Here is a 19,500-nt window from a genome sequence, read left to right as displayed (position 1 = left end):
CGTCAGGCCTTGTTCAGGTCTGCATTGGCCGCACGTTCCATCAGTTCGAATTTGGTTCGGGCGTGCTGAGGCAGATCATCAGACGTGCGGAAGGTGCGAATTTTGAGACCTTCACGTTCAGCGTTAAGCTGGCGCTGAACAATACCGCTGCCCGTATGCATGTCTGCTCTGACGTACCGGATGCCGTCGTGGGTATCATCAAAGGTGAACGTCTTTGACTCAATCACGGCGGATTGGCCGGAATTGCGGATAGTCGGATCTCCATCGCTTTCGTCGATGACTGAGAGTGTCGCCCCATTCTTTTCCGCCGCAGCCTTTGCTTCGCGGTATTTGACGGGGTCACGGGCATCGATACGCGAGATGGCATGCTTTGGGCGGTGGCCCTTCAGATACCAGTCGCCGTTTGCATCCTTCTCGAAGTTGGCCGCGCGCATTTTTCGCTCGTGTTCTTGCTCATCCACTACAGCCACGAAGGACTTCTTGGCGGGCGGTTGTGCGCGCTTTTCATCCTTGATCTGATCAAGCAGACGGGAATTGTGTTCGTGGAGACCATCCATCCGCTCTTGCTGATCTGTGACGGTGGTGGTGAGCGTTTCAACCTGCTTGATAAGGGCTTGCAGGGCAGCCGCTGTTTGGTCGGACATCTTCAATCCTTTCTGTCCAAAAACGAACGCGACGCCTTGGGACGCCGCGCTCATCTGGATTGGTCAGATAGGAGCGTTGCGTCGGCGTTGCTCAGATTGAATGTAATGCCCAGCCGGTGGATATCCGACCGGCAGAATAAGGTACTGAGGGACTATTTTAGGTGGAGAAAGAATCTGCCATCCTGATAGTCTCAGTTTTTGGATTTGGTTTTTTCTTGATGCCTGTCCGAGCAACTGGTCAACCCAAAAGGCAGGGCAAATACATGGTAAACGCTGGCAAAGTCTCTGGAATCCTGCCTGACGATCAAATCGAGAAACAGATTGATAGATCGGATCTGCTCGGCAACGGGACATCTCGCAAAGTATATGCATTCCTCGGCGACAACAGCTTGGTCATCAAAGAAATGAAACTCCCGTTTCCTAGTGCCAATATGGTTGAATGGCTGGTATGGAACGCGCTTCTAAAAATGGCTGACGACTATGTGGGCACAATCCCAAATCCAAAACTTCAGGAGCGTTTTGCAGAGTGCTTTTCGATTAGCGAAACGGGAAATCTATTGGTCATGGAACGACTGACACCGCTGGTAAAAAACGAAGGCTACAAACCGTCTGATTTTCCTCCATGGCTAAACGACATAAAGACCCCGGCTTTCGGCAGTGACACCGCCTTCGGAAAGGATCAACAAGGTGTGGTCAAGGTCATGGATTACGCCCAGATCAACTTTTACGAAGTCCTAAACCCTCTTAATTGCGCGCAGCAACTCTAGGGAGTTTCGGGCTCGCACCATTTGACTCAAAAGTTAACAACTGACGACTCGAGACGGTAGAAATGCTTTGTGTTTTAGCACACCTTCACTTTCTGCCTGCTAGCGTCTCTTACACGCCAAAAGAGCTTCTTGCGGCCTTGACCGCAGCCTCCAACTGGGACTCTTCCTGTAGCCAAAACCGAACATAGCCTGGTCTGTCATCGCGAATGTCCAACGTTCCATCGAGCGAATCCAAAACGCTAGTTTTTTTAACGTGAAGGCAGAACTGTTTGTTCCGATTCTGAATGGTTAAGGCCAGAAAGTTCTTAGGATAGGTAACCCACTTCCTGTGTTTTCCTTCCTGAAGCACGTCGTCAGAAAATTCTCGCACACTAGCTAGAAAATTCTTACCCAGTTCGATAATTCGTGGAGGCAGAACTTCGGCTTCACAGGCCTCTATGAATGCTTGATCTCCAGAACGGAACTTTTGCTTTTCAACGACGACAGATTCTGGCGCAACGGTGACCGACAATGGCTCTTTTTCGCCTCTGAATGACTCGTCAGGCGATACTACCTGATTAATGGAAACGGCAATGCAATCTTTGCTATCCCCAAGCAAGAGAACAATTGCTTTATTAACTGGAAACACAAGGTAATTTCTATCCTCAGACAACTCATAGGCTTGCAATCCCACGACTGACCTCCCGCTCACACCCGCAAGTGGTTTGCCCAAAAATTTAAGATCCTTAGAGGTGGCATCAACCTTCCATGCTCCAAATCCTGCATCTTCAAGAATCCGTACGCGTCCGCTGAGTTCCATCTTTCCCTCCAAAAAAATTGCCTTTTCAGATTAATCTAAAATCAATCGAAGTCAAGCTCAGATTTTTCTAAACGCGCACTAAGATTAATCTGGCGTGAACTTACTCGTGTTCTGATAAATGTCGCAGAACAACCCAGATCTGCAACACCATCCCTGATAAATCTCTTTCTAAACAATCCTTTAGACATCGACTACATTTGATTACCGATCAATTGGTCAGGCTTTTTCTGCCCGCTAAACCCGAGCCAATCGCAAGCGGGCGGAGAATTCTGGGAATGATCAGGACAACGAACGCATGAACGGTGGCGTCGTATACGGCCATGGTGGCGATGGTGCATCCATGGTGCACCGGTTTTGCGCAAGTGTTTCAAGCGCCTAACACCATGTGCACCATGTGCACCATCATTTTCATGCAATGGCCCGATTTAATGTGATGATGCAAATCGCAACACAATGGTAAAGTGCTTCAAACTGATGGTGGCGATGGTGCAAACGGTGTCACCGGATTGAAATCCAAGCGAAAACCACCCGCACCATGCCTGCACCGATTGCACCATTACTCGGCAATACTGCGCTCAACGAACCAATACGTCCCACGGCTGTCCGTGCGCATCGTCAGCGTCAGAGCAATGCTCCTGCCCGTCTCTGCCTCGAAGACGAAGACACGCCCACGATACCGCTTCAGGAACGTCGCCATTACCTTCCGCTCATCCTTGAACCCGAAGTCGACATCGATATTCAGAGCATTGACGAGATCAACCACATCGCCCGCCCGTACTGGCTTCGACCAATCCGTGCGACGCGTGGAATTGCCATACCCATCCTGCTCACCTGAGGGGTCGACCGAGCCCCGATGTGCCTTGTCCATGGCGATGAAGACTTCTCGCGCCACTTCTTCCTCAGGGTCTTCAGGCCGACGTTCCACGGGCGTTTCAAGAAACCCTCCCACGCCGATGCTGCCGAACAGCCCTGACATCTTGGCCGCCCATGCTTCGAACGAGGCCTTCGACCCCCTGCCCTCGGGCATGCCTTGATTGACCCAATACTGAATGATCGTCAGCGCCGCGCGAACCTGCTCCGGCTGATGTTCCTGCACCCACGACTTCAAATCTTTGATGCGGAATTTCGCAACATCCCGATCCTCCGGGTTCGCCATCTTTGCGTCCATGCGGATATCCACCGTTCGCCGATATAACTCACCAGACAACTCGGAATTGTTGCCCGAGCCAACCCACTGCACCTGCACTGGAACGCGGAGCATTTTCGACACGCCCAAGATCCGCGCCGCATAGACCTCAGCCGTCAGAACCGAGGCGAATGATGCCGAGTTCAATATGTTGGCGTTGTCGAAGTAAACGCAGCGAATGCCATCAATGAAGCAGGCGGTCAGCGTTTTCTTCATTTCGTCGTCAGAACGCGGCGGCGTTTGTGCATCCGGCCACCTCCCCAGCGTAGGATAAAGCGACGTCTCGATGAACAATGACGCGCCAGTGCCCGCCGCTGGCTTGTTGATGAAGTAAAGCGGCGTTGGTCCGAACATATCCCGCATGTACGGCTCCAACATCATGGCGATGGCGTGCACTTTGTCGGACTTGTCCTCAAACGGAAACTGCGAAATCGGCGTCCACAATTGCCGCAAAGCGGCCCAGACCTCTTGCCTCGTCGGCTCGGAGGGAACGTCGACCGACACTTGGAGATCGAGGAAAATGCCAGAGTCCTCATCGAAGCCGTTTTCATTGAGCAGATGACCATCACGCGTAAATGTCGGAACGATAGACACCTGCTTGAGCGTTGGGACCGTCACATCGCGGCGGCGCGCTGACAGCATGTCCTCCACGACATTCGCTGGCGCTGAAACCAGCTTCCACTTTTCATCATTCCTGGCCAGCCAAGTGGTGCAGCGGTTCAGTTCGTGTTTCAGACCCGAACCATCAAGCAATTGCATTCGCCCATCATCCACGCGAGCCAACGCCTCACCATAGGCGTAAACGCCGGGATCGCCATCAACACGATATTCAGTCAACGCATCCCATGCCTGCTTTGATACCTCGGCAACCTGTGCCGACAAAAACACTGCCGATCCCGTTCCTTTGGGATTACGTTTTTTCCATCCAAGCCAAACGGCTACTTCCTGCACCCACTCAATCGGAATGCCCATGATCTCCGCTGCCTTCGGAATGCCCGCAACCTTGCGGCCAGCCTCAAGCCGCTTGAGTGTGCTTTGCGCCTTCGACGCCCGCATTTGGATCTCGTTGTCGCCCGTCAAACGGCACAAGTAGGTCATGAAATTCGTCACAGCATCTTCCGACCATCCAGCCCGAACCATGCAACCCGTGAGCGCGAGCGCGAATTCGTCCCGCATCCCCTCACCCGGGTAAAAGCGCGATAGAACCGCAACACCGGCATATGTCCCGAAGCACGAAATAATCGTTTCGGCTTCCCATTCCCGAGGCATGTCCTTGTTGATCCATTCAAGCTGATCGCCGTCAGGATGCACGCTATCAGGGATCATCGCCTGATATGCCTCCCCCTGCGCCGACGTCCGGATTTCGCAAACCGTGTATGCATGATCGCCATCAAGTAGCGGCGCGCCCGTCACTTGCGGCAATCGAAACGTTACCTGCGCATCCAATTGCGAGCGATAGACGTAATGCGTTGCTTCGCCTTTCCGGCCCCAAACGAGTGTATCGTATTGTCCGTCTGTGCAAAGGCGGCGCATTTCCGGCCAATCGAGATCAACGTCGACCATGCCGGGTTCGATCACGAGGCCAACTTGCTGCCTGAGATCATCCACGCTGTACGAATTCCGGCCCCAGTTATTGTCCCTCGGACGTTTCTGCTGGTCCAGCAGCGGTATCAACCGATAGCCAGCATTTAATAGTTCATTTTTCATCGTTCTGTCTCCTGACAGAGCGTGCTCAAGACCTTTAACTATGGTGGGCATGTCTATGAAAACCGATTATGAATCAGTTACACCTTCAAATCTTCGACAATGCCAACCGGAGCGCGGTCTCGATCCCCGCTCCGGTTATTTCACTTCGTGAGATTGTGCCCATTCGATCACGGAATCTCTGTCGTAAAGGATCGACCGTGACGACAGGTGAAGGTATGGCGGCCCCTTTCGGTCACGTCGCCACTCGTAAAGAATGTCGGGTGACTTTCCGAGGAACGCCGCACATTGCGCGGTGTTCATCAACCTAGGCGCAGACACGTCTTCAATACGCTCTGATAGCGCCTTAACATCGTCGCGCAGTGCGCGAATTTCATCTGAGAGATTCATAACGATTCCTCCGTCTCTAACTCTCTTCATTCCAAGAGACGGGGTGAATCTTGCTGGCTTATCCCTCACACAGGTTCGCAACCAGCGAGCGGCCCTGTGATATGCTCTGTCTATCCAACAACCCGACAGGTCGTTTCATCAACCAATATAGTCAGGGGACTTAATCTGCTCAAGAAAAGTATAAGGTGTTAAACCACATTCCGCGATGATGCTCATGGCGATCTTGTTTGCGTCTTCATGATTGGCCGAACCTTGGTCGTAGATATCTTGAACGCTTTTGGGAGTATCGCCACGAAGTTCGTCGATTATGTATTCGGGCAGCCGAGCGCGACGGGCGGCAGTTGTGAACAGGCGGCGGCAGTCATGCTGGCGCAACACTTTGATTTCAGCGGTATCTGAGTCTTCGCTAATGGCGACTTTTAACGCCATGAGCTGATGAATGTGCCCGGTGCTGGACTCCGCCGGGAACACATGCCCCTCACGATGTGGAAGGCACATCAGCGCCTCAATCAGCACGTCTGCTATGGGGAATGTACGGGTCAGGCCGTTCTTCATTTCGTTCAGCGTAATGGTCTTGCGGTCCAGATCGACTTGATCCCATGTCAGCGTGCGGGCATTCAAAGACCGAAAGCCAGTGAACAGCATTGTTAGCCATGCAGTGCGATGGATCAGGCTTTGCTTTGCCAAAATCAAATCGAGTGCAGGCCAGGTTTCCTTGGGGTCGAACAGCACATGGCTGGCAGGTTTGTGCCTTTCCATGACCTTGAGATCAGCCGATACATCAAAACAGCGGCGCAAGGTCGATGCCCGCCGAAACGCCATTCGGATGATCTGAGCAAGATGCAACGCGGTTGAGGGGGTTTTACCCTTGATGGCGTCCTCAAGGATCGGGAGCGTGATTTTTTCAATTGGCATGGAAAACAGATCAGACAAATGGTTCTTGATCTGCATTCGATAATTGTCCGTGGTTTCCGTTTTTGCCGATGAACGCAAGACGTGGGACTCGAAGGCGTCCAAGAGGGTGACGACGTTTGTGGTTGCGGCGTCAGTTCCGGCTTCTAGTGCGGCGATTTTATCCCGGGCTAGCTCCATGGCAGCGTCGCCATTAGCAAGTTCCGGCCAGCGCCCCAGTGTTATCGATCGAACCTTCCCATTGATGCGTTTTGACATGATCCATGTCTTCGCCTGCGCGCCGACAGCAAGACGCAAACCTTGTAGCGCGTCGCCATCATGACGATAGAAGATCGTGTCACAAGTAGATGGTTTAATTGACTGAATCTTTGGACGTGAACGTAAATTGGCGTAATTGGGCATATCGGAGCTCTGCAACAGTTTCTGCAACATTCGTTCCATATGTAATACGACCTATCCCCAGAGCGCCCAACCGGAGATGATGGTGGCGACCCCATTTTACCTTATTTAATATGCACTTACCGGATCAAACCCGATCAACTACAGCTCACGGTTGTCCTCTGTTAATCAATTGGTCGTAGGTTCGATCCCTACCGCCGGAGCCAATCTTCCAAAATTTTCACGACTATAGAAACACCCTGCCTCAGGCCGTGCGCCATAACTCAAGGTAGATGATAAACGGTTTCAAAGGTTCATCCTCTAATTTTTTCATTCCCTTCAACTCAAAGTTGAGGGATAAGTTCCCAATTACATTTGCATTGAAGGACTTAGTCTGGGCCCAAGTTATTAGCAGGCTCAGGTGAACTTGAGATAAATTGAAAGAAGATTTTATGCCGGTCACGCTTGTCCCAAAGCCAAACCAGGCAGATCAGAAACGCCACTGGTAAGTCGCGAAACGGACATACGAGCATAAGGAAGTATCATGAAGCAGGTGAACTGTTTGATCATAGGTGCTGGCTTTGGCGGCATTGGTATGGGCTACCAGCTCAGACAAGCGGAAATCGACAGCTTCGCAATACTCGACAAGGCCACTGAATTTGGGGGCACTTGGCAGCATAACACCTATCCCGGTGCGGAATGCGATGTGCCCTCGCATTTGTATTCTTACTCTTTCAGCAAAACGCCGAACTGGAGCCGAAAATGGTCGGGACAGAAAGAGATTCTGGATTACATCCGGGATTGTGCGGAAACATTCGGAGTGATCGCGCATTTACGCCTTGGCTGCGCCGTCACTTCAGCAAGCTTCGATCCGACAAGTGAAATGTGGATTGTAACGACCAAGGGCAATGGAGATGAAACCTATCTCTGCCGCCACGTGGTTTGCTCGGTTGGTCAGTTGCACTTTCCCAACCGTATTGGGATACCGGGGATGAAACTCTTCGGGGGAACCATATTCCATTCTGCCGAATGGCGCCATGATATCGACCTGAAGGACAAATCAGTTGCCGTGATTGGAAATGCAGCCAGCGCGCTGCAGTTCATCCCAGAGATCGCCAAACAGGCACGCAGTCTGACAGTTTATCAACGCACGGCAAATTGGGTCATGCCCAAAGGCAACAAGACCTATGGCGAGAGCTTCAAGTCGCTGATGCGTTCGATGCCTTTCCTTCAAAAACTTTATCGTTTCCGCCTTTGGGCCGAGAATGAATTCAAGATCTTTCCAGTCATGAAAGGATCGAAACTGCACGAGATGCTGATGCAGAACATACTGAACCGGCATCTGGAAAAGACGATATCGGACCAAAAACTTCGCGAGGCGCTTCGGCCCAAATACCCGCCCGGCGCGCGTCGCCTTTTGGTCTCGGACAGCTACTATCAGACCCTGAACCAGGATAAGGTTGATCTGGTAACGGAGGGGATCGACTGTTTCACCAAAGACGGGATCAAGACCACAGACGGCACCGAACGCCCCCATGATGTGGTCATTCTTGGCACTGGGTTCCAATCCAACCCCTTCCTGCAAGCTATTGATATCAAGGGACGTGATGGTATCTTGTTGCGCGATGTTTGGGATGATGGTGGTGCGCGGGCCTATCTTGGCATCTCGGTTCCCAAATTCCCTAATCTGCACATTATTTACGGACCAAACACAAACCTGGGCCACACGACGGTACTGGCCATGATCGAAGCGCAAATCGGTTTTGTCATCCAACTTATCAAGGCTGCCGATCACGGCACGATCGAAGTAAAACCTGAGGCGGCATTGCGTTTCGATGACGAGATGCAACAGCGTCTTGCCAAAAGTCAGTGGGCGCGGATCGAGCGCAGCTATTACAAAGATGGCGAGCGGATAACCACCAACTGGCCCGGCAGTTCATTCGAGTATTTCTGGCGCACGAGGAAACCCAAACTGGCAGAATTCACGCGTGGATCTTCAGAAGGCTGAGGGGCTATAGATCTACGTTCGCCGCGAAGTCAGAAAACCCGGCAAACCATCTCGCTTGTGTCTGCCAGGCCAGTGATCTTGCGCTAGGTACTCAGCACATCTTTGAAGTCTTCCCGCAGGTTGCGTTTCAGGATCTTGCCAGTCGCGTTCAGTGGCAGCGCGTCCACAAAGACTACCCTGTCCGGGATCTGCCACTTGGCGATCTTACCACCAAAAAACGCCAGCAATTCTTCTTCGCTTGGGTTTGCCCCCTCGGCTTTCACCGCCACAAGAACGGGCCGTTCGTCCCATTTCGGATGCGGCACACCCACAACGGCTGCGCCTGCCAGCTTTGGATGTGCCACCGCGATATTTTCGAGCTCGACCGAACTGATCCATTCACCGCCGGATTTGATGATGTCCTTTGAGCGATCTCGGATCGTCATATACCCGTCCGGGTCCAGTGTCGCCACGTCGCCAGTGGCAAACCAACCGTCTTGCAGCAGACCCTGATCCTGCATCATGAAATAGCTGTCCAATACCCAGTATCCGCGCACCATCAGGTCTCCCTGTGTTTCACCGTCGCGCGGAAGCTCATTGCCGAGATCATCAACGATTTTCAATTCGACCCCATAACAAGGACGGCCCTGACTTTCCCGAAGTCCATACTGCTCTTCTTTGGGTAGTTTTCCATGTTTCGCCAAGGGCTGGTTCGCGGTTCCCAGCGGGCTCATCTCGCTCATCCCCCAGGCGTGGACTGTATCGACACCGTAGGTTTCGCGGAACGTCTCGATCATCGACGGCGGACATGCGGCCCCACCAATAACTGTGCGCTCAAGACTGGACAGTTGACTGCCCGACTTCTTTGCAGAGGCCAGCAGACCCTGCCAGATCGTCGGCACGCCCATGGCCAGTGTCACCCCATAGCTGTCAATCAAATTGACCAATGCCTCGCCATGCAAATCTGGTCCCGGTAATACCATCCGAGACCCCGACATCGCGCAAGCGTACGGCGATCCCCAAGCGTTCACATGGAACATCGGCACAACTGGGAGTACCACATCCATCGCCGAAAACCCGATCACGTCACGCGTGTTGGATCCAAAACTGTGCAAAACTGTCGAGCGATGGGAATAGAGCACCCCTTTGGGGTTGCCAGTTGTGCCCGAGGTGTAACAAAGGCTTGAGGCTGTGTTTTCGTCCAGTCTGGGCCATTGAAAGCCGGAATCACCGGTTTCGATCAGCTCATCATAGAACTGCACCCCTGGAACCTGCGCGATTGCGTCATCATTCCGCGGTCCCATTAACACGAAATGCTGCACCTCTGTCAGTTGGTCCCTCAAAGCGGCGACAAGCGGGATGAATGTGGCGTCGAAAAACAGAACCCGGTCCTGCGCATGATTGATGATATAGGTCAGCTGCTCTGGAAACAGCCTGGGGTTTACGGTGTGGCACACGAATCCAGCACCCGAAGTGCCATAGTAAATTTCCAGATGGCGGCGGTTGTTCCATGCCAATGTCGCTATCCGAGCGTGCGGTTCCAGCCCAAGACCTAACAGTGCAGAACCTAATTTTCGTGCGTTCTCGGCGACTTGCGACCAGTTTGTTTCAGTCAAACTGCCGTCAGTTTCGACAGAGTAAATCTCGGTTTGGCCATGATAGCGATCGGCATGCTCGATCAGTGACGAGATCAGCAACGGTTGCGTCATCATTTGTCCCAGCATGGACATCCTCCCTGTGTCGGGGCCGCTTTTTGCAGCACCTTCTTGTTTGCCACGCATCTTTGGCTGTTGGCGCGGTCAAAAGAAATCCTGCCAAGCATTTAATTGTCTGACAATAGAAGAATGCGTCATGCAAGGGCTGCAAAGCTGGCTCTTATTCGGTTTCCCGGTGCAACATGGCATAGGCAACAAGGGCGGCGGTTGACCCGTCTTTGGTCTCGGTACCTTCTGCACCGTCCACGATTGGCCCCAGTGAAGTCGCCAGTTCCTTGCCCAGTTCAACGCCCCACTGGTCAAAAGAGTTGATCCCCAACAGGACCCCTTCGACGAATACGCGATGCTCGTACAGGGCAATGACCTGACCCAGAACAAAAGGCGTTAGCTTGGGGTACATCAGCGTGGTCGAGGGACGATTGCCAGCAAACACCCGATGTCGGGCCTGACGTTCGCATTCTTCACCCGTCAACCCTTTGTCGGCCATGCGCTGCCGCGCCTCGTCCAGCGATCGGCCGCGCATCAGCGCCTCGGACTGGGCCAGACAGTTGGCCAGCAGCAGCCGGTGATGGTGGGTCAGCTCGGGTTCATGTCCCTCGGCAGCGACCATGAATTCGCAAGGGATAACGTCTGTGCCCTGATGGATCAGCTGATAAAACGCATGCTGACCATTGGTACCAGGCTCACCCCAGACCACCGGACCCGAAGGAATGGTCAGCGCACTGCCGTCCATGGCAACGGATTTGCCATTCGACTCCATCTCGAGCTGCTGAAAATATGCGGGCAAGCGCAGGAGACGCTGATCGTATGGCAGCACGGCCCGGCTGGCATATCCCAGAACCTGCCGATGCCAGATACCGGTCAAAGCCAACATCACCGGCATATTCTCGGACCAATCGGCGGCGCGAAAATGCACGTCCATTGCCTGTCCACCACGCAAAAACGCGTCAAAGGCCGTCGAGCCTACGGCAATCATCACCGGCAGGCCCACAGGCCCCCAAACCGAATAACGTCCGCCGACCCAATCGGCGAAACCAAACACGCGCTGTTCGGGAATGCCAAAGGCCTGAGTCTTGTCCAAAGCACTGGAAACCGCAGCAAACTGTCGGGCCGGCTCCCCGCCGCCATCGACCATCCAGGCGCGCGCGGTGCGGGCATTGGTCATGGTTTCAATGGTCGTGAACGTCTTGGACGCGACAATCACAAGTGTCCGCGTCGGATCCAGCTGCCGTAGAACATCGGCAATATGTGCCCCGTCTACATTCGAGACATAGTGCAGCCGCGGCCCGTCGTGATACGGAGCCAGTGCATGCGTGGCCATAACCGGTCCCAGATCAGACCCACCAATTCCGATATTCACCACATCGGTAAAGCTGCCCCCTGCCCCGGCCACCGCGCCACCGCGCACCTCTTCGGCAAAGACACGCATCCGCTGCAGCGTATCCAGAACGCCAGGCATGACATCCAGACCATCCACGTCGACCGGACCGCCATCCAGATTCCGCAATGCCGTATGCAGAACCGAGCGTTCTTCGGTTTCATTGATCTTGGCACCCGCAAACATCGCGTCGCGCCTGTCGGCAAGCCCCGCCTCGTCGCATAGGCGGATCAGGGCCGCGCGAATATCCGTGTCAATCTGCGTCTTTGAATAGTCAAACAGCATATCGCCCGTCGAGGCCGAGAAAACATGTGCCCGATCCACGTCTTGTTCGAACAAGTCCAAAATGGAACGACCGCCATCTGACGCAAATGCCTTGAGAGTATCCAGGTTCATAACTCTACTCCGCCCAATGGACCGTCATGCCGCCCAACACAGCAGCAATCGGTGCCTCTTTGGGATGCAGGGACATGGCTCGGTCCAGCGCCTTGCGTTTGGCTTCCCCGAAAATCACCAGATGCTTAGACAATGCGCCATCCAAGACCGGAGCCGTTAATGTAATCCGCGCCTCGGGCTGAACTTCTGGTCGGGCCACGGCCAAAGGTGGCGCATGTCCGTCCAATGCGGCGGCCAACCCGTCCATCCCCGGAAACAGCGAGGCGGTGTGCATATCTTCGCCCATACCCAGCATGAGAACCGAAAGAGGCAGCACGGGCGCAATCAAGCTCTCAATTTCGGGCAGCACCGATTCCGGATCTTTGCCATCCAGATACAGAGGCACATATTGCGCGACTGAGGCGCGATTGGTCAGCAAACGCTCTTGGATCAGCCGCGCATTTGCGCGATCGCTGTCGCTGGGCACGCACCGTTCATCCGTTGGCAGAATTCGGACCCGGTCCCAATCCAAATCAGCGGCACACAATCCGTCAAAGACCGGCCCGGGTGTGGTACCGCCCGGCACAGCAAAAGAGACCAGATCGTGATGCAGCAGCGCCGCCTCAAGATCTCCGGCGATAGCATTGGCCACGTCGATGGCTAGCATATCCCGGTCGGCGTATTCCTGAACTTTCATGGGTTTATCCCTTGCCAACGGCGACCGTCCCGTTTCATCAGCAGCTCGGCGTCGCCCGGCCCAGTGCTGCCGCTCTCATAAGGTTTCGGCACGTCGCCACGCGCCTGCCATCCTGCGATGATCGGGTCTGTCCAGGCCCAGGCGGCCTCGACCTCATCACCGCGCATGAACAGCGTCTGATTGCCTCGGATCACATCCATCACCAGACGTTCATAGGCGTCTGGCGGGTCCTGATTCTCGGCGCCCAATGCCTCGGCAAAGCTCATATCCAAGGGCACGTCGACCAAACGCATGCCGCCTTGCCCGGGCTCTTTGATCGTCACTTTCAGCGTGATGCCCTCATTTGGCTGCAGGCGGATCGACAGCGCATTCGCATGACGCCCGGCATCCGCTCCAAAGATCGAGTGCGGCGCGTCTTTGAACATCACATTGATCACCGAAGACCGGGCCACAAGGCGCTTGCCCGTGCGCAAGTAGAACGGTGTTCCCGCCCATCGCCAGTTGCTGATATGCGCCCGCAGCGCCACATAGCTTTCCGTGGTCGAGCGCGGATTTCCAACGGCTTTGCGGTAACTTGAACTTTCGCCCTCAAACTGCCCCCGCACGATATGATGCGGCTTTACCGGGTCCAGAGCGCGAATGACCTTGAGCTTTTCATCACGCACCGCATCCGGGTCGAACTTGGCCGGAGGTTCCATGGCGATCAGGCACAAAAGCTGCATCAGGTGGTTCTGCATCATGTCGCGCATTGCGCCTGCGCGCTCGTAATACTCTTCACGGCCGTTAATTCCGACGGATTCGGCTACGGTGATCTGGATATGGTCGACATACTGGCTGTTCCAAAGTGGTTCGAACAACATGTTGCCGAACCGAACAGCCATCAGGTTTTGGACGGTTTCCTTGCCCAGATAGTGGTCGATTCGATAGATTTGACTTTCCCTGAAATGCGCGGCCAGCGTGGCATTCAAAGCCCGCGCACTTTCCAGATCATGGCCAAAGGGTTTTTCAACCACGATCCTCGTCTGCGGCGTTGTCAGATCATACGCCTCGATCCGTTCCGCCAGAGGGCCAAACAACCGCGGCCCCACCGAAAAATAGAACGCCCGAACCCGATTCGGCTGAAGTTTCCGCGCAAGCTCGGCCCAGCCATGATCCGCAACAGCATCCAATGTCACATAATCAACCCGCTGCAAAAACGCGTTCAACGCAGCAGTGTCCAGACTGTGTCGTCCGGCATGTGCCTCAAGCGAGTTGCGGACCAAATTGCGGAACTTGTCACGGTCGTAATCCGTTCTGGCCGCCCCGATTACTTGCGCGCCTTCAGCCCACTGGCCAGCACAAAACCGGCGAAACAGAGCGGGCAGGATTTTACCCTGCGCCAGATCGCCGGTTCCGCCAAAAATGACCAGATCAAAGGGGTCTACAGGTATGACGCGAGAAACCATGTGTTTTCCTTACCTTACCCTATGCTCAATGTCCAATGTTAGCGCAACCATTTTTGCGGATTTCCGCGACATCAATTCTCTGTCAGTTCACCCATGTCTCACTTTGCGAAACGGTCTGAAACCTCTAATTCAAGGTGACAACAGAAAAGAACCGGAAACCGGAATGAAAGACAACGCCCCTCAGATCGTCAATATCGGCAAGTTTCAAAACAAATTGGTGACAGCGGATGGCCAGACTCGTGCCTCGGTGGCGTTGACCAACCCCGAGACGCTCTGGTTCAATACCGGGACTTTGTGCAACATCGAATGTGTGAACTGCTATATCGAAAGCAGCCCGACCAATGATGCGTTGGTCTATATCTCGGCGGATGAAGTGCGCGACTATCTGGACCAGATCGAAGACAGAAACTGGCCCGTGCGTGAGATTGGCTTTACCGGTGGTGAGCCGTTCATGAACCCCGACATGATCGAGATGGCACGCGCGGCGCTGGAACGCGGCTATGAGGTGTTGATCCTGACCAACGCGATGCGGCCAATGATGCGCCAGAAGATGCGCGAGGGATTGACTGAACTTCAGCGCGACTACGCTGGGAAACTGACGCTGCGGGTATCGCTCGACCATTATCGTGCCGACCTGCACGATAAGGAACGTGGCAAAGGCAGTTTTGACAAAACCTTGGAAGGTATGAAGTGGCTACGCGATGGCGGATTCCGGATGGCTGTTGCCGGCAGAACCGTATGGGGCGAGGACGATGAAAAAAGCCGTCAGGGATATGCTACGTTATTCAACCGCCACGGGTTTGGCATCGACGCGCATGACCCTGCGCGAACGGTCCTTTTCCCGGAAATGGACGAGACCGTGGAAGTGCCGGAAATCACCACCGCCTGCTGGGGTATCTTGGACAAATCACCCGCGACTGTGATGTGCGCCAGTGCCCGGATGGTGGTCAAACGCAAGGGCGCTGAAAAACCGGCCGTTCTGGCCTGCACGTTGCTGCCTTATGAGCCGGAGTTCGAGATGGGGCATACGCTGGCCGAAGCGGAAACGGACGTGCACCTTAACCATCCGCATTGTGCCAAATTCTGCGTCCTGGGCGGGGCCAGCTGTTCGGGGTGATCAGTTCAGTTCCGGCGATTTCCAGAACTTTGAGCCCGACGCGCCCGCTGCCACGCGCCACCCTTTCTTGGACAGTTCAAAAAAAGACCGGCCATCGGTGAAGCGCACGGTTTCCGTCGTGTTTTCATCGCCGTACATGGCGCGGGTTTCGGCCGTCGCGTCATAGCCCTGGGTGATGAACTTATCCAGATCAGCAGGGGTTTCGAACATGATCACAAACTTGGATTCAAAGCCGCCGATGCCGATCGCGCCACCCACGCCGCCTGTTCCCATGTTCATATATGTGTGCTGGCCGGTGTCCTTTGACACCGCCACACCCCGCCCATACCCAGCCGAGACTGGAAACACCGTAACCTTGCGCGAGTCGAACACGGCATAGCCGGCACAGACCTCGTACAGCGCATGCGCTTCGGGATTTTCGGCCAGCAACTGATCCAGAATCTGCGTGGCCAATGTGTCCAGCTTGGCGCGCGTCTCTTCCGGAGTGGCCTCATTGCTTAGCAATTCGGTGGTCGAGTCGACCGTACCCTCAACAGCTTTCGCGCCTTTATCGATTGTCTCGCCAACGGTTTCGGCCCCTTGCCCGACAACGTCAGCCGCGTTTGCCGCGCCTTTTTTGATCTTGTCCAAAACTCCCTCAGCGGCGACTGGCTCACCAAGCAAAACGGCGGCGACAAACAGCAACATTCTGGGCATGCGGCATTTCCTTAGCTGATCAATGGTTTGGACACGACCCTAGCCTAAGAAAATCAAATCGAACACGCCCTTTCGTTGCACAGCCAATAATCTGTCAGGGCGGCTAATTCACCCGAAACTCGCCAACTTGATTGCGCCACTCTCCGGGCGCGATCATCTTACGGTGGGTGAATTTTACGGAATGTAAGGGACCTTCGATCTCTCGCTGCCAGAAATCAATGAACTCGAACAGTTTCGGATGATCCGGCGCCAGATCGTATTCCTGCCAGATGAAGGTGTTCAGAACATGGATATAGTCGGGCATGTGGTAGAATAATTCCGCCGTTGTCAGCCCATATCCTTTAAGCATCAATTCCGTTTCGCTGCGCTCCATTTCGACCTCAATATTAATTGCAAGGTCCGCCTATTGTATCACGAAAACACCCTAATCCTTAGTTAACAATATGTTACCGTGATGTTACCGGAGTTTCTCACTTGCAAAATGGTTGCTTGCTTGCACCTTATGTGCCGGGTCTGATAAGGTGTATCCACAAGATATAGAGTCTGCATACAGAACGGGCAGTTTACGTGAGCGATACGCCAGAAGTTCCTGAAAATATGGATGAAAACCCACCAGAACGCCCCGTTTACGGTGGCCCGACGGTCTCCATCGAATCCGAAATGCGCACGTCCTATCTGGACTATGCGATGTCGGTCATTGTTAGCCGTGCGATTCCTGATCTGCGCGATGGGTTGAAACCGGTACATCGGCGCATCCTTTACGCGATGCACGAGACCGGAAACACCCATGACAAATCCTATCGCAAATCGGCCCGTCCGGTCGGCGACGTAATGGGTAAATACCACCCACACGGCGACAGCGCGATCTATGACGCGTTGGTGCGGATGGCTCAGGATTTCTCGATGTCGCTGCCGCTGCTGGATGGTCAGGGCAACTTTGGCTCGATGGACGGCGATAACCCGGCGGCCATGCGCTATACCGAAGTTCGGATGGACAAGCCCGCCGCCTCTCTGCTGGCGGATATCGAGAAAGACACCGTCGATTTTCAGGACAACTATGACGGCAAAGACAGAGAGCCGACAGTCTTGCCCGCACGGTTCCCGAACATGCTGGTCAACGGCGCTGGCGGCATTGCCGTGGGCATGGCGACCAATATCCCGCCGCACAATCTTGGTGAGGTGGTCGACGCCACCCTAGCCCTGATCGACGATCCCGATCTGACGTCCGAGCAGCTGATCGAGTATGTTCCAGGCCCCGACTTCCCGACCGGCGGCGTAATGCTGGGCCGGTCCGGCGCGCGCAAAGCCTATTTGGAAGGGCGCGGCAGCGTCATAATCCGCTCCAAGACCCGCGTCGAGGAAATCCGCAAAGACCGCTATGCCATCGTGGTTGATGAGATTCCATATCAGGTGAACAAGGCTTCGATGATCGAAAAGATCGCCGAGGCCGTGCGTGAGAAGAGGATTGAAGGCGTCAGCCACGTTCAGGACGAATCCGACCGTAACGGCGTACGCGTTGTGGTCGAACTGAAACGTGATGCCACGCCCGAAGTGGTTCTGAACCAACTGTTCCGTTTTTCGCCGATGCAAACCTCGTTTGGCTGCAACATGCTGGCGCTGAATGGTGGCCGGCCCGAGCAGTTGACCCTGCGCCGCTTCCTGACCAGCTTTATCGATTTCCGCGAAGACGTTGTTGCCCGTCGCACTGCGTACGACCTGCGCAAAGCCCGCGAACGCAGTCACATCTTGTGCGGTTTGGCCGTGGCAGTTTCGAATGTGGATGAGGTGGTTGCAACCATCCGGTCATCCGCTGACGCCGCGCAAGCGCGTGAAAAGCTGATGACCCGCCGCTGGCCCGCGGCTGAGATCGAAAGCTATCTGCGCCTGATCGACGACCCTCTGTCGATGATGAACGACGACGGCACCTATAACCTGACCGAAGTTCAGGCCCGCGCCATCCTCGACCTGCGCCTGCAGCGATTGACCCAGATCGGTGTCAAAGAGGTTACGGACGAACTGGAAGAACTGGCGGGTAAGATCCAGGAATACCTGGATATTCTGTCCTCGCGAGAGCGCATCATGTCGATCATCGGGGACGAGCTGCGCAGCGTGCGTGAACAGTTTGCCGTGCCCCGTCGCACCGAGATCGTCGATTGGTCCGGCGACATGGAAGACGAGGACTTGATCGAGCGTGAGGACATGGTCGTGACCGTCACGTCGGGTGGCTACATCAAGCGTACTCCGCTGGCCGATTTCCGGGCGCAAAAACGTGGTGGCAAGGGCCTGTCGGGAATGCAGACCAAGGAAGAGGACGTCGTTACCAACCTCTTCGTGGCGAACACGCATACACAGTTGTTGTTCTTCACCACTGACGGGATGGTCTACAAGCTCAAAACCTGGCGTCTGCCGCAATCCGGGCGCACTGGCAAGGGCAAGGCCATTGTCAACATCCTGCCGATTCCGACCGGGGTTTCCATCGCGGCGATCATGCCCGTGGATGTGCCGGACGAAGAATGGGAAAACCTGCAGATCATCTTTGCCACCAGCGCAGGTGATGTGCGCCGGAACCGACTGTCGGATTTCACCAATGTCCGCCGCAACGGCAAGATTGCGATGAAATTGCCCGAAGGCATCGAACTGGTGAATGCACGCATCTGCTCTGAAGACGAAGATGTGATGCTGGTCACCAATTCGGGCCGCGCAATCCGGTTCCGCACCACTGATGTTCGCGTATTCAACTCACGCGAATCCACCGGTGTTCGGGGCATAAGGCTGAGCAGTGGCGACCGTGTCGTCTCGATGTCGGTGATCCGCCACTTTGAAGCTGATCCGGATGAACGCGCCGCCTATCTCAAGATGCGCCGCGCAGTGGCAGGCATCGCCGATGACGGTGAGACGGATGAGGATGAAGCAACCCCCGGCACCATCACGCAGGAACGCTATGCCGAGATGTCTGCGGCCGAGAACATGATCCTGACGATCACCACGGGCGGTGCGGGCAAGCTGAGCTCCAGCCACGACTACCCCGTTCGCGGGCGCGGTGGCATGGGTGTTGCGGCGATGGATAAGGCGATGCGCGGCGGGGCACTTGTGGCGTCGTTCCCGGTCGATATCGAAGATCAGATCATGCTGGCCACGTCCAAGGGTCAGTCGATCCGGGTCCCGATCGAAGGCATCTCATTCCGCTCGCGGTCAGCAGGTGGCGTGAAGGTGTTCAACACCGGCAAAGGCGAAGAGGTCGTATCCGTTGCCTGGATCGCAGATCAGGGTGATGAGGACGAGACGGAAGAATAAGCAATGAAAGCCGAGG

15 protein-coding genes are annotated in these 19,500 nt (G+C 54.8%); 4 read left to right on the top strand and 11 right to left on the bottom strand.

Features of this window, described 5'->3' with window-relative positions; translation table 11 throughout:
- Window positions 1–2: 2 nt before the first annotated feature.
- On the bottom strand, window positions 3–644 hold the full coding sequence (locus tag AC2FFF_RS04915; RefSeq protein ID WP_496882869.1) for a hypothetical protein: 642 nt from the start codon (window positions 642–644) through the stop codon (window positions 3–5).
- 161 nt (window positions 645–805) lie between these two features.
- Between AC2FFF_RS04915 and AC2FFF_RS04910 the strand changes: the two genes are divergently transcribed.
- On the top strand, window positions 806–1,411 hold the full coding sequence (locus tag AC2FFF_RS04910; protein WP_496882868.1) for a hypothetical protein: 606 nt from the start codon (window positions 806–808) through the stop codon (window positions 1,409–1,411).
- A 109-nt stretch (window positions 1,412–1,520) separates the two neighbouring features.
- Here the strand turns inward: AC2FFF_RS04910 and AC2FFF_RS04905 are convergent, their stop codons facing one another.
- The 4 genes from AC2FFF_RS04905 to AC2FFF_RS04890 form a co-directional block, all read right to left on the bottom strand.
- Window positions 1,521–2,210 carry a hypothetical protein gene (locus AC2FFF_RS04905; RefSeq protein WP_496882867.1) on the bottom strand — a complete coding sequence of 230 codons (690 nt, stop codon included), beginning with the start codon at window positions 2,208–2,210 and terminating at the stop codon, window positions 1,521–1,523.
- A gap of 556 nt (window positions 2,211–2,766) precedes the next feature.
- A complete protein-coding gene (locus AC2FFF_RS04900; protein ID WP_496882866.1) occupies window positions 2,767–5,103 on the bottom strand; it encodes a hypothetical protein in 2,337 nt (778 codons plus the stop codon).
- A 135-nt stretch (window positions 5,104–5,238) separates the two neighbouring features.
- Window positions 5,239–5,490, bottom strand: a complete 252-nt coding sequence (locus tag AC2FFF_RS04895; RefSeq protein WP_496882865.1) for a helix-turn-helix transcriptional regulator — start codon at window positions 5,488–5,490, stop codon at window positions 5,239–5,241.
- Window positions 5,491–5,628: 138 nt separating this feature from the next.
- Complete coding sequence (locus AC2FFF_RS04890; protein WP_496882864.1) at window positions 5,629–6,834, bottom strand: tyrosine-type recombinase/integrase; 1,206 nt, start codon at window positions 6,832–6,834, stop codon at window positions 5,629–5,631.
- A 490-nt stretch (window positions 6,835–7,324) separates the two neighbouring features.
- Here AC2FFF_RS04890 and AC2FFF_RS04885 point away from each other — a divergent pair, with 490 nt between their 5' ends.
- Window positions 7,325–8,788: a flavin-containing monooxygenase gene (locus tag AC2FFF_RS04885; RefSeq protein ID WP_281994561.1), complete on the top strand. Its 1,464-nt coding sequence runs from the start codon at window positions 7,325–7,327 to the stop codon at window positions 8,786–8,788.
- 83 nt (window positions 8,789–8,871) lie between these two features.
- Here AC2FFF_RS04885 and AC2FFF_RS04880 read toward each other — a convergent pair whose 3' ends face one another.
- From AC2FFF_RS04880 to zwf, 4 genes are all read right to left on the bottom strand, one after another.
- Window positions 8,872–10,491, bottom strand: a complete 1,620-nt coding sequence (locus tag AC2FFF_RS04880) for a long-chain-fatty-acid--CoA ligase (RefSeq protein WP_281994560.1) — start codon at window positions 10,489–10,491, stop codon at window positions 8,872–8,874.
- A 151-nt stretch (window positions 10,492–10,642) separates the two neighbouring features.
- Window positions 10,643–12,256, bottom strand: a complete 1,614-nt coding sequence (gene pgi, locus AC2FFF_RS04875; protein ID WP_281972030.1) for a glucose-6-phosphate isomerase — start codon at window positions 12,254–12,256, stop codon at window positions 10,643–10,645.
- Between the two features lie 4 nt (window positions 12,257–12,260).
- On the bottom strand, window positions 12,261–12,932 hold the full coding sequence (gene pgl / locus AC2FFF_RS04870) for a 6-phosphogluconolactonase (RefSeq protein WP_281972029.1): 672 nt from the start codon (window positions 12,930–12,932) through the stop codon (window positions 12,261–12,263).
- Entirely contained in the window at window positions 12,929–14,377 is a 1,449-nt protein-coding gene (gene zwf, locus AC2FFF_RS04865; protein WP_271947306.1) for a glucose-6-phosphate dehydrogenase, read from the bottom strand. Before zwf ends, pgl begins: the two co-directional genes overlap by 4 nt.
- Before the next feature lie 163 nt (window positions 14,378–14,540).
- On the opposite strand from zwf, the gene AC2FFF_RS04860 reads away from it, so the two are divergent.
- Window positions 14,541–15,494: a radical SAM protein gene (locus tag AC2FFF_RS04860; protein ID WP_271947308.1), complete on the top strand. Its 954-nt coding sequence runs from the start codon at window positions 14,541–14,543 to the stop codon at window positions 15,492–15,494.
- On the opposite strand, the gene AC2FFF_RS04855 is transcribed toward AC2FFF_RS04860, so the two are convergent.
- Window positions 15,495–16,190, bottom strand: a complete 696-nt coding sequence (locus AC2FFF_RS04855) for a lipid-binding SYLF domain-containing protein (protein WP_281972028.1) — start codon at window positions 16,188–16,190, stop codon at window positions 15,495–15,497. It lies immediately after the preceding gene.
- Window positions 16,191–16,293: 103 nt separating this feature from the next.
- Window positions 16,294–16,563, bottom strand: coding sequence for an usg protein (locus AC2FFF_RS04850; RefSeq protein WP_142633572.1), 270 nt, complete (start codon window positions 16,561–16,563; stop codon window positions 16,294–16,296).
- 224 nt (window positions 16,564–16,787) lie between these two features.
- Between AC2FFF_RS04850 and gyrA the strand changes: the two genes are divergently transcribed.
- A complete protein-coding gene (gene gyrA, locus AC2FFF_RS04845) occupies window positions 16,788–19,484 on the top strand; it encodes a DNA gyrase subunit A (RefSeq protein ID WP_271948064.1) in 2,697 nt (898 codons plus the stop codon).
- Window positions 19,485–19,500: the final 16 nt, after the last annotated feature.

The sequence above is a fragment of the Ruegeria sp. YTSA226 genome (genome assembly GCF_059609905.1).
Note: the sequence above shows the minus strand (reverse complement) of the source record. Positions and strands in the feature narration are given on the sequence as shown.

Bases quoted from the DNA above. Each gene is read 5' to 3' on its own strand.
- AC2FFF_RS04905 (WP_496882867.1), bottom strand. From the start codon at position 2,210: ATGGAACTCAGCGGACGCGTACGGATTCTTGAAGATGCAGGATTTGGA.
- AC2FFF_RS04900 (WP_496882866.1), bottom strand. From the start codon at position 5,103: ATGAAAAATGAACTATTAAATGCTGGCTATCGGTTGATACCGCTGCTG.
- AC2FFF_RS04860 (WP_271947308.1), top strand. From the start codon at position 14,541: ATGAAAGACAACGCCCCTCAGATCGTCAATATCGGCAAGTTTCAAAAC.
- AC2FFF_RS04850 (WP_142633572.1), bottom strand. From the start codon at position 16,563: ATGGAGCGCAGCGAAACGGAATTGATGCTTAAAGGATATGGGCTGACA.
- AC2FFF_RS04885 (WP_281994561.1), top strand. From the start codon at position 7,325: ATGAAGCAGGTGAACTGTTTGATCATAGGTGCTGGCTTTGGCGGCATT.
- AC2FFF_RS04855 (WP_281972028.1), bottom strand. From the start codon at position 16,190: ATGCCCAGAATGTTGCTGTTTGTCGCCGCCGTTTTGCTTGGTGAGCCA.
- AC2FFF_RS04890 (WP_496882864.1), bottom strand. From the start codon at position 6,834: ATGTTGCAGAAACTGTTGCAGAGCTCCGATATGCCCAATTACGCCAAT.
- zwf (WP_271947306.1), bottom strand. From the start codon at position 14,377: ATGGTTTCTCGCGTCATACCTGTAGACCCCTTTGATCTGGTCATTTTT.
- gyrA (WP_271948064.1), top strand. From the start codon at position 16,788: ATGGATGAAAACCCACCAGAACGCCCCGTTTACGGTGGCCCGACGGTC.
- pgl (WP_281972029.1), bottom strand. From the start codon at position 12,932: ATGAAAGTTCAGGAATACGCCGACCGGGATATGCTAGCCATCGACGTG.
- AC2FFF_RS04880 (WP_281994560.1), bottom strand. From the start codon at position 10,491: ATGCTGGGACAAATGATGACGCAACCGTTGCTGATCTCGTCACTGATC.
- pgi (WP_281972030.1), bottom strand. From the start codon at position 12,256: ATGAACCTGGATACTCTCAAGGCATTTGCGTCAGATGGCGGTCGTTCC.
- AC2FFF_RS04895 (WP_496882865.1), bottom strand. From the start codon at position 5,490: ATGAATCTCTCAGATGAAATTCGCGCACTGCGCGACGATGTTAAGGCG.
- AC2FFF_RS04915 (WP_496882869.1), bottom strand. From the start codon at position 644: ATGTCCGACCAAACAGCGGCTGCCCTGCAAGCCCTTATCAAGCAGGTT.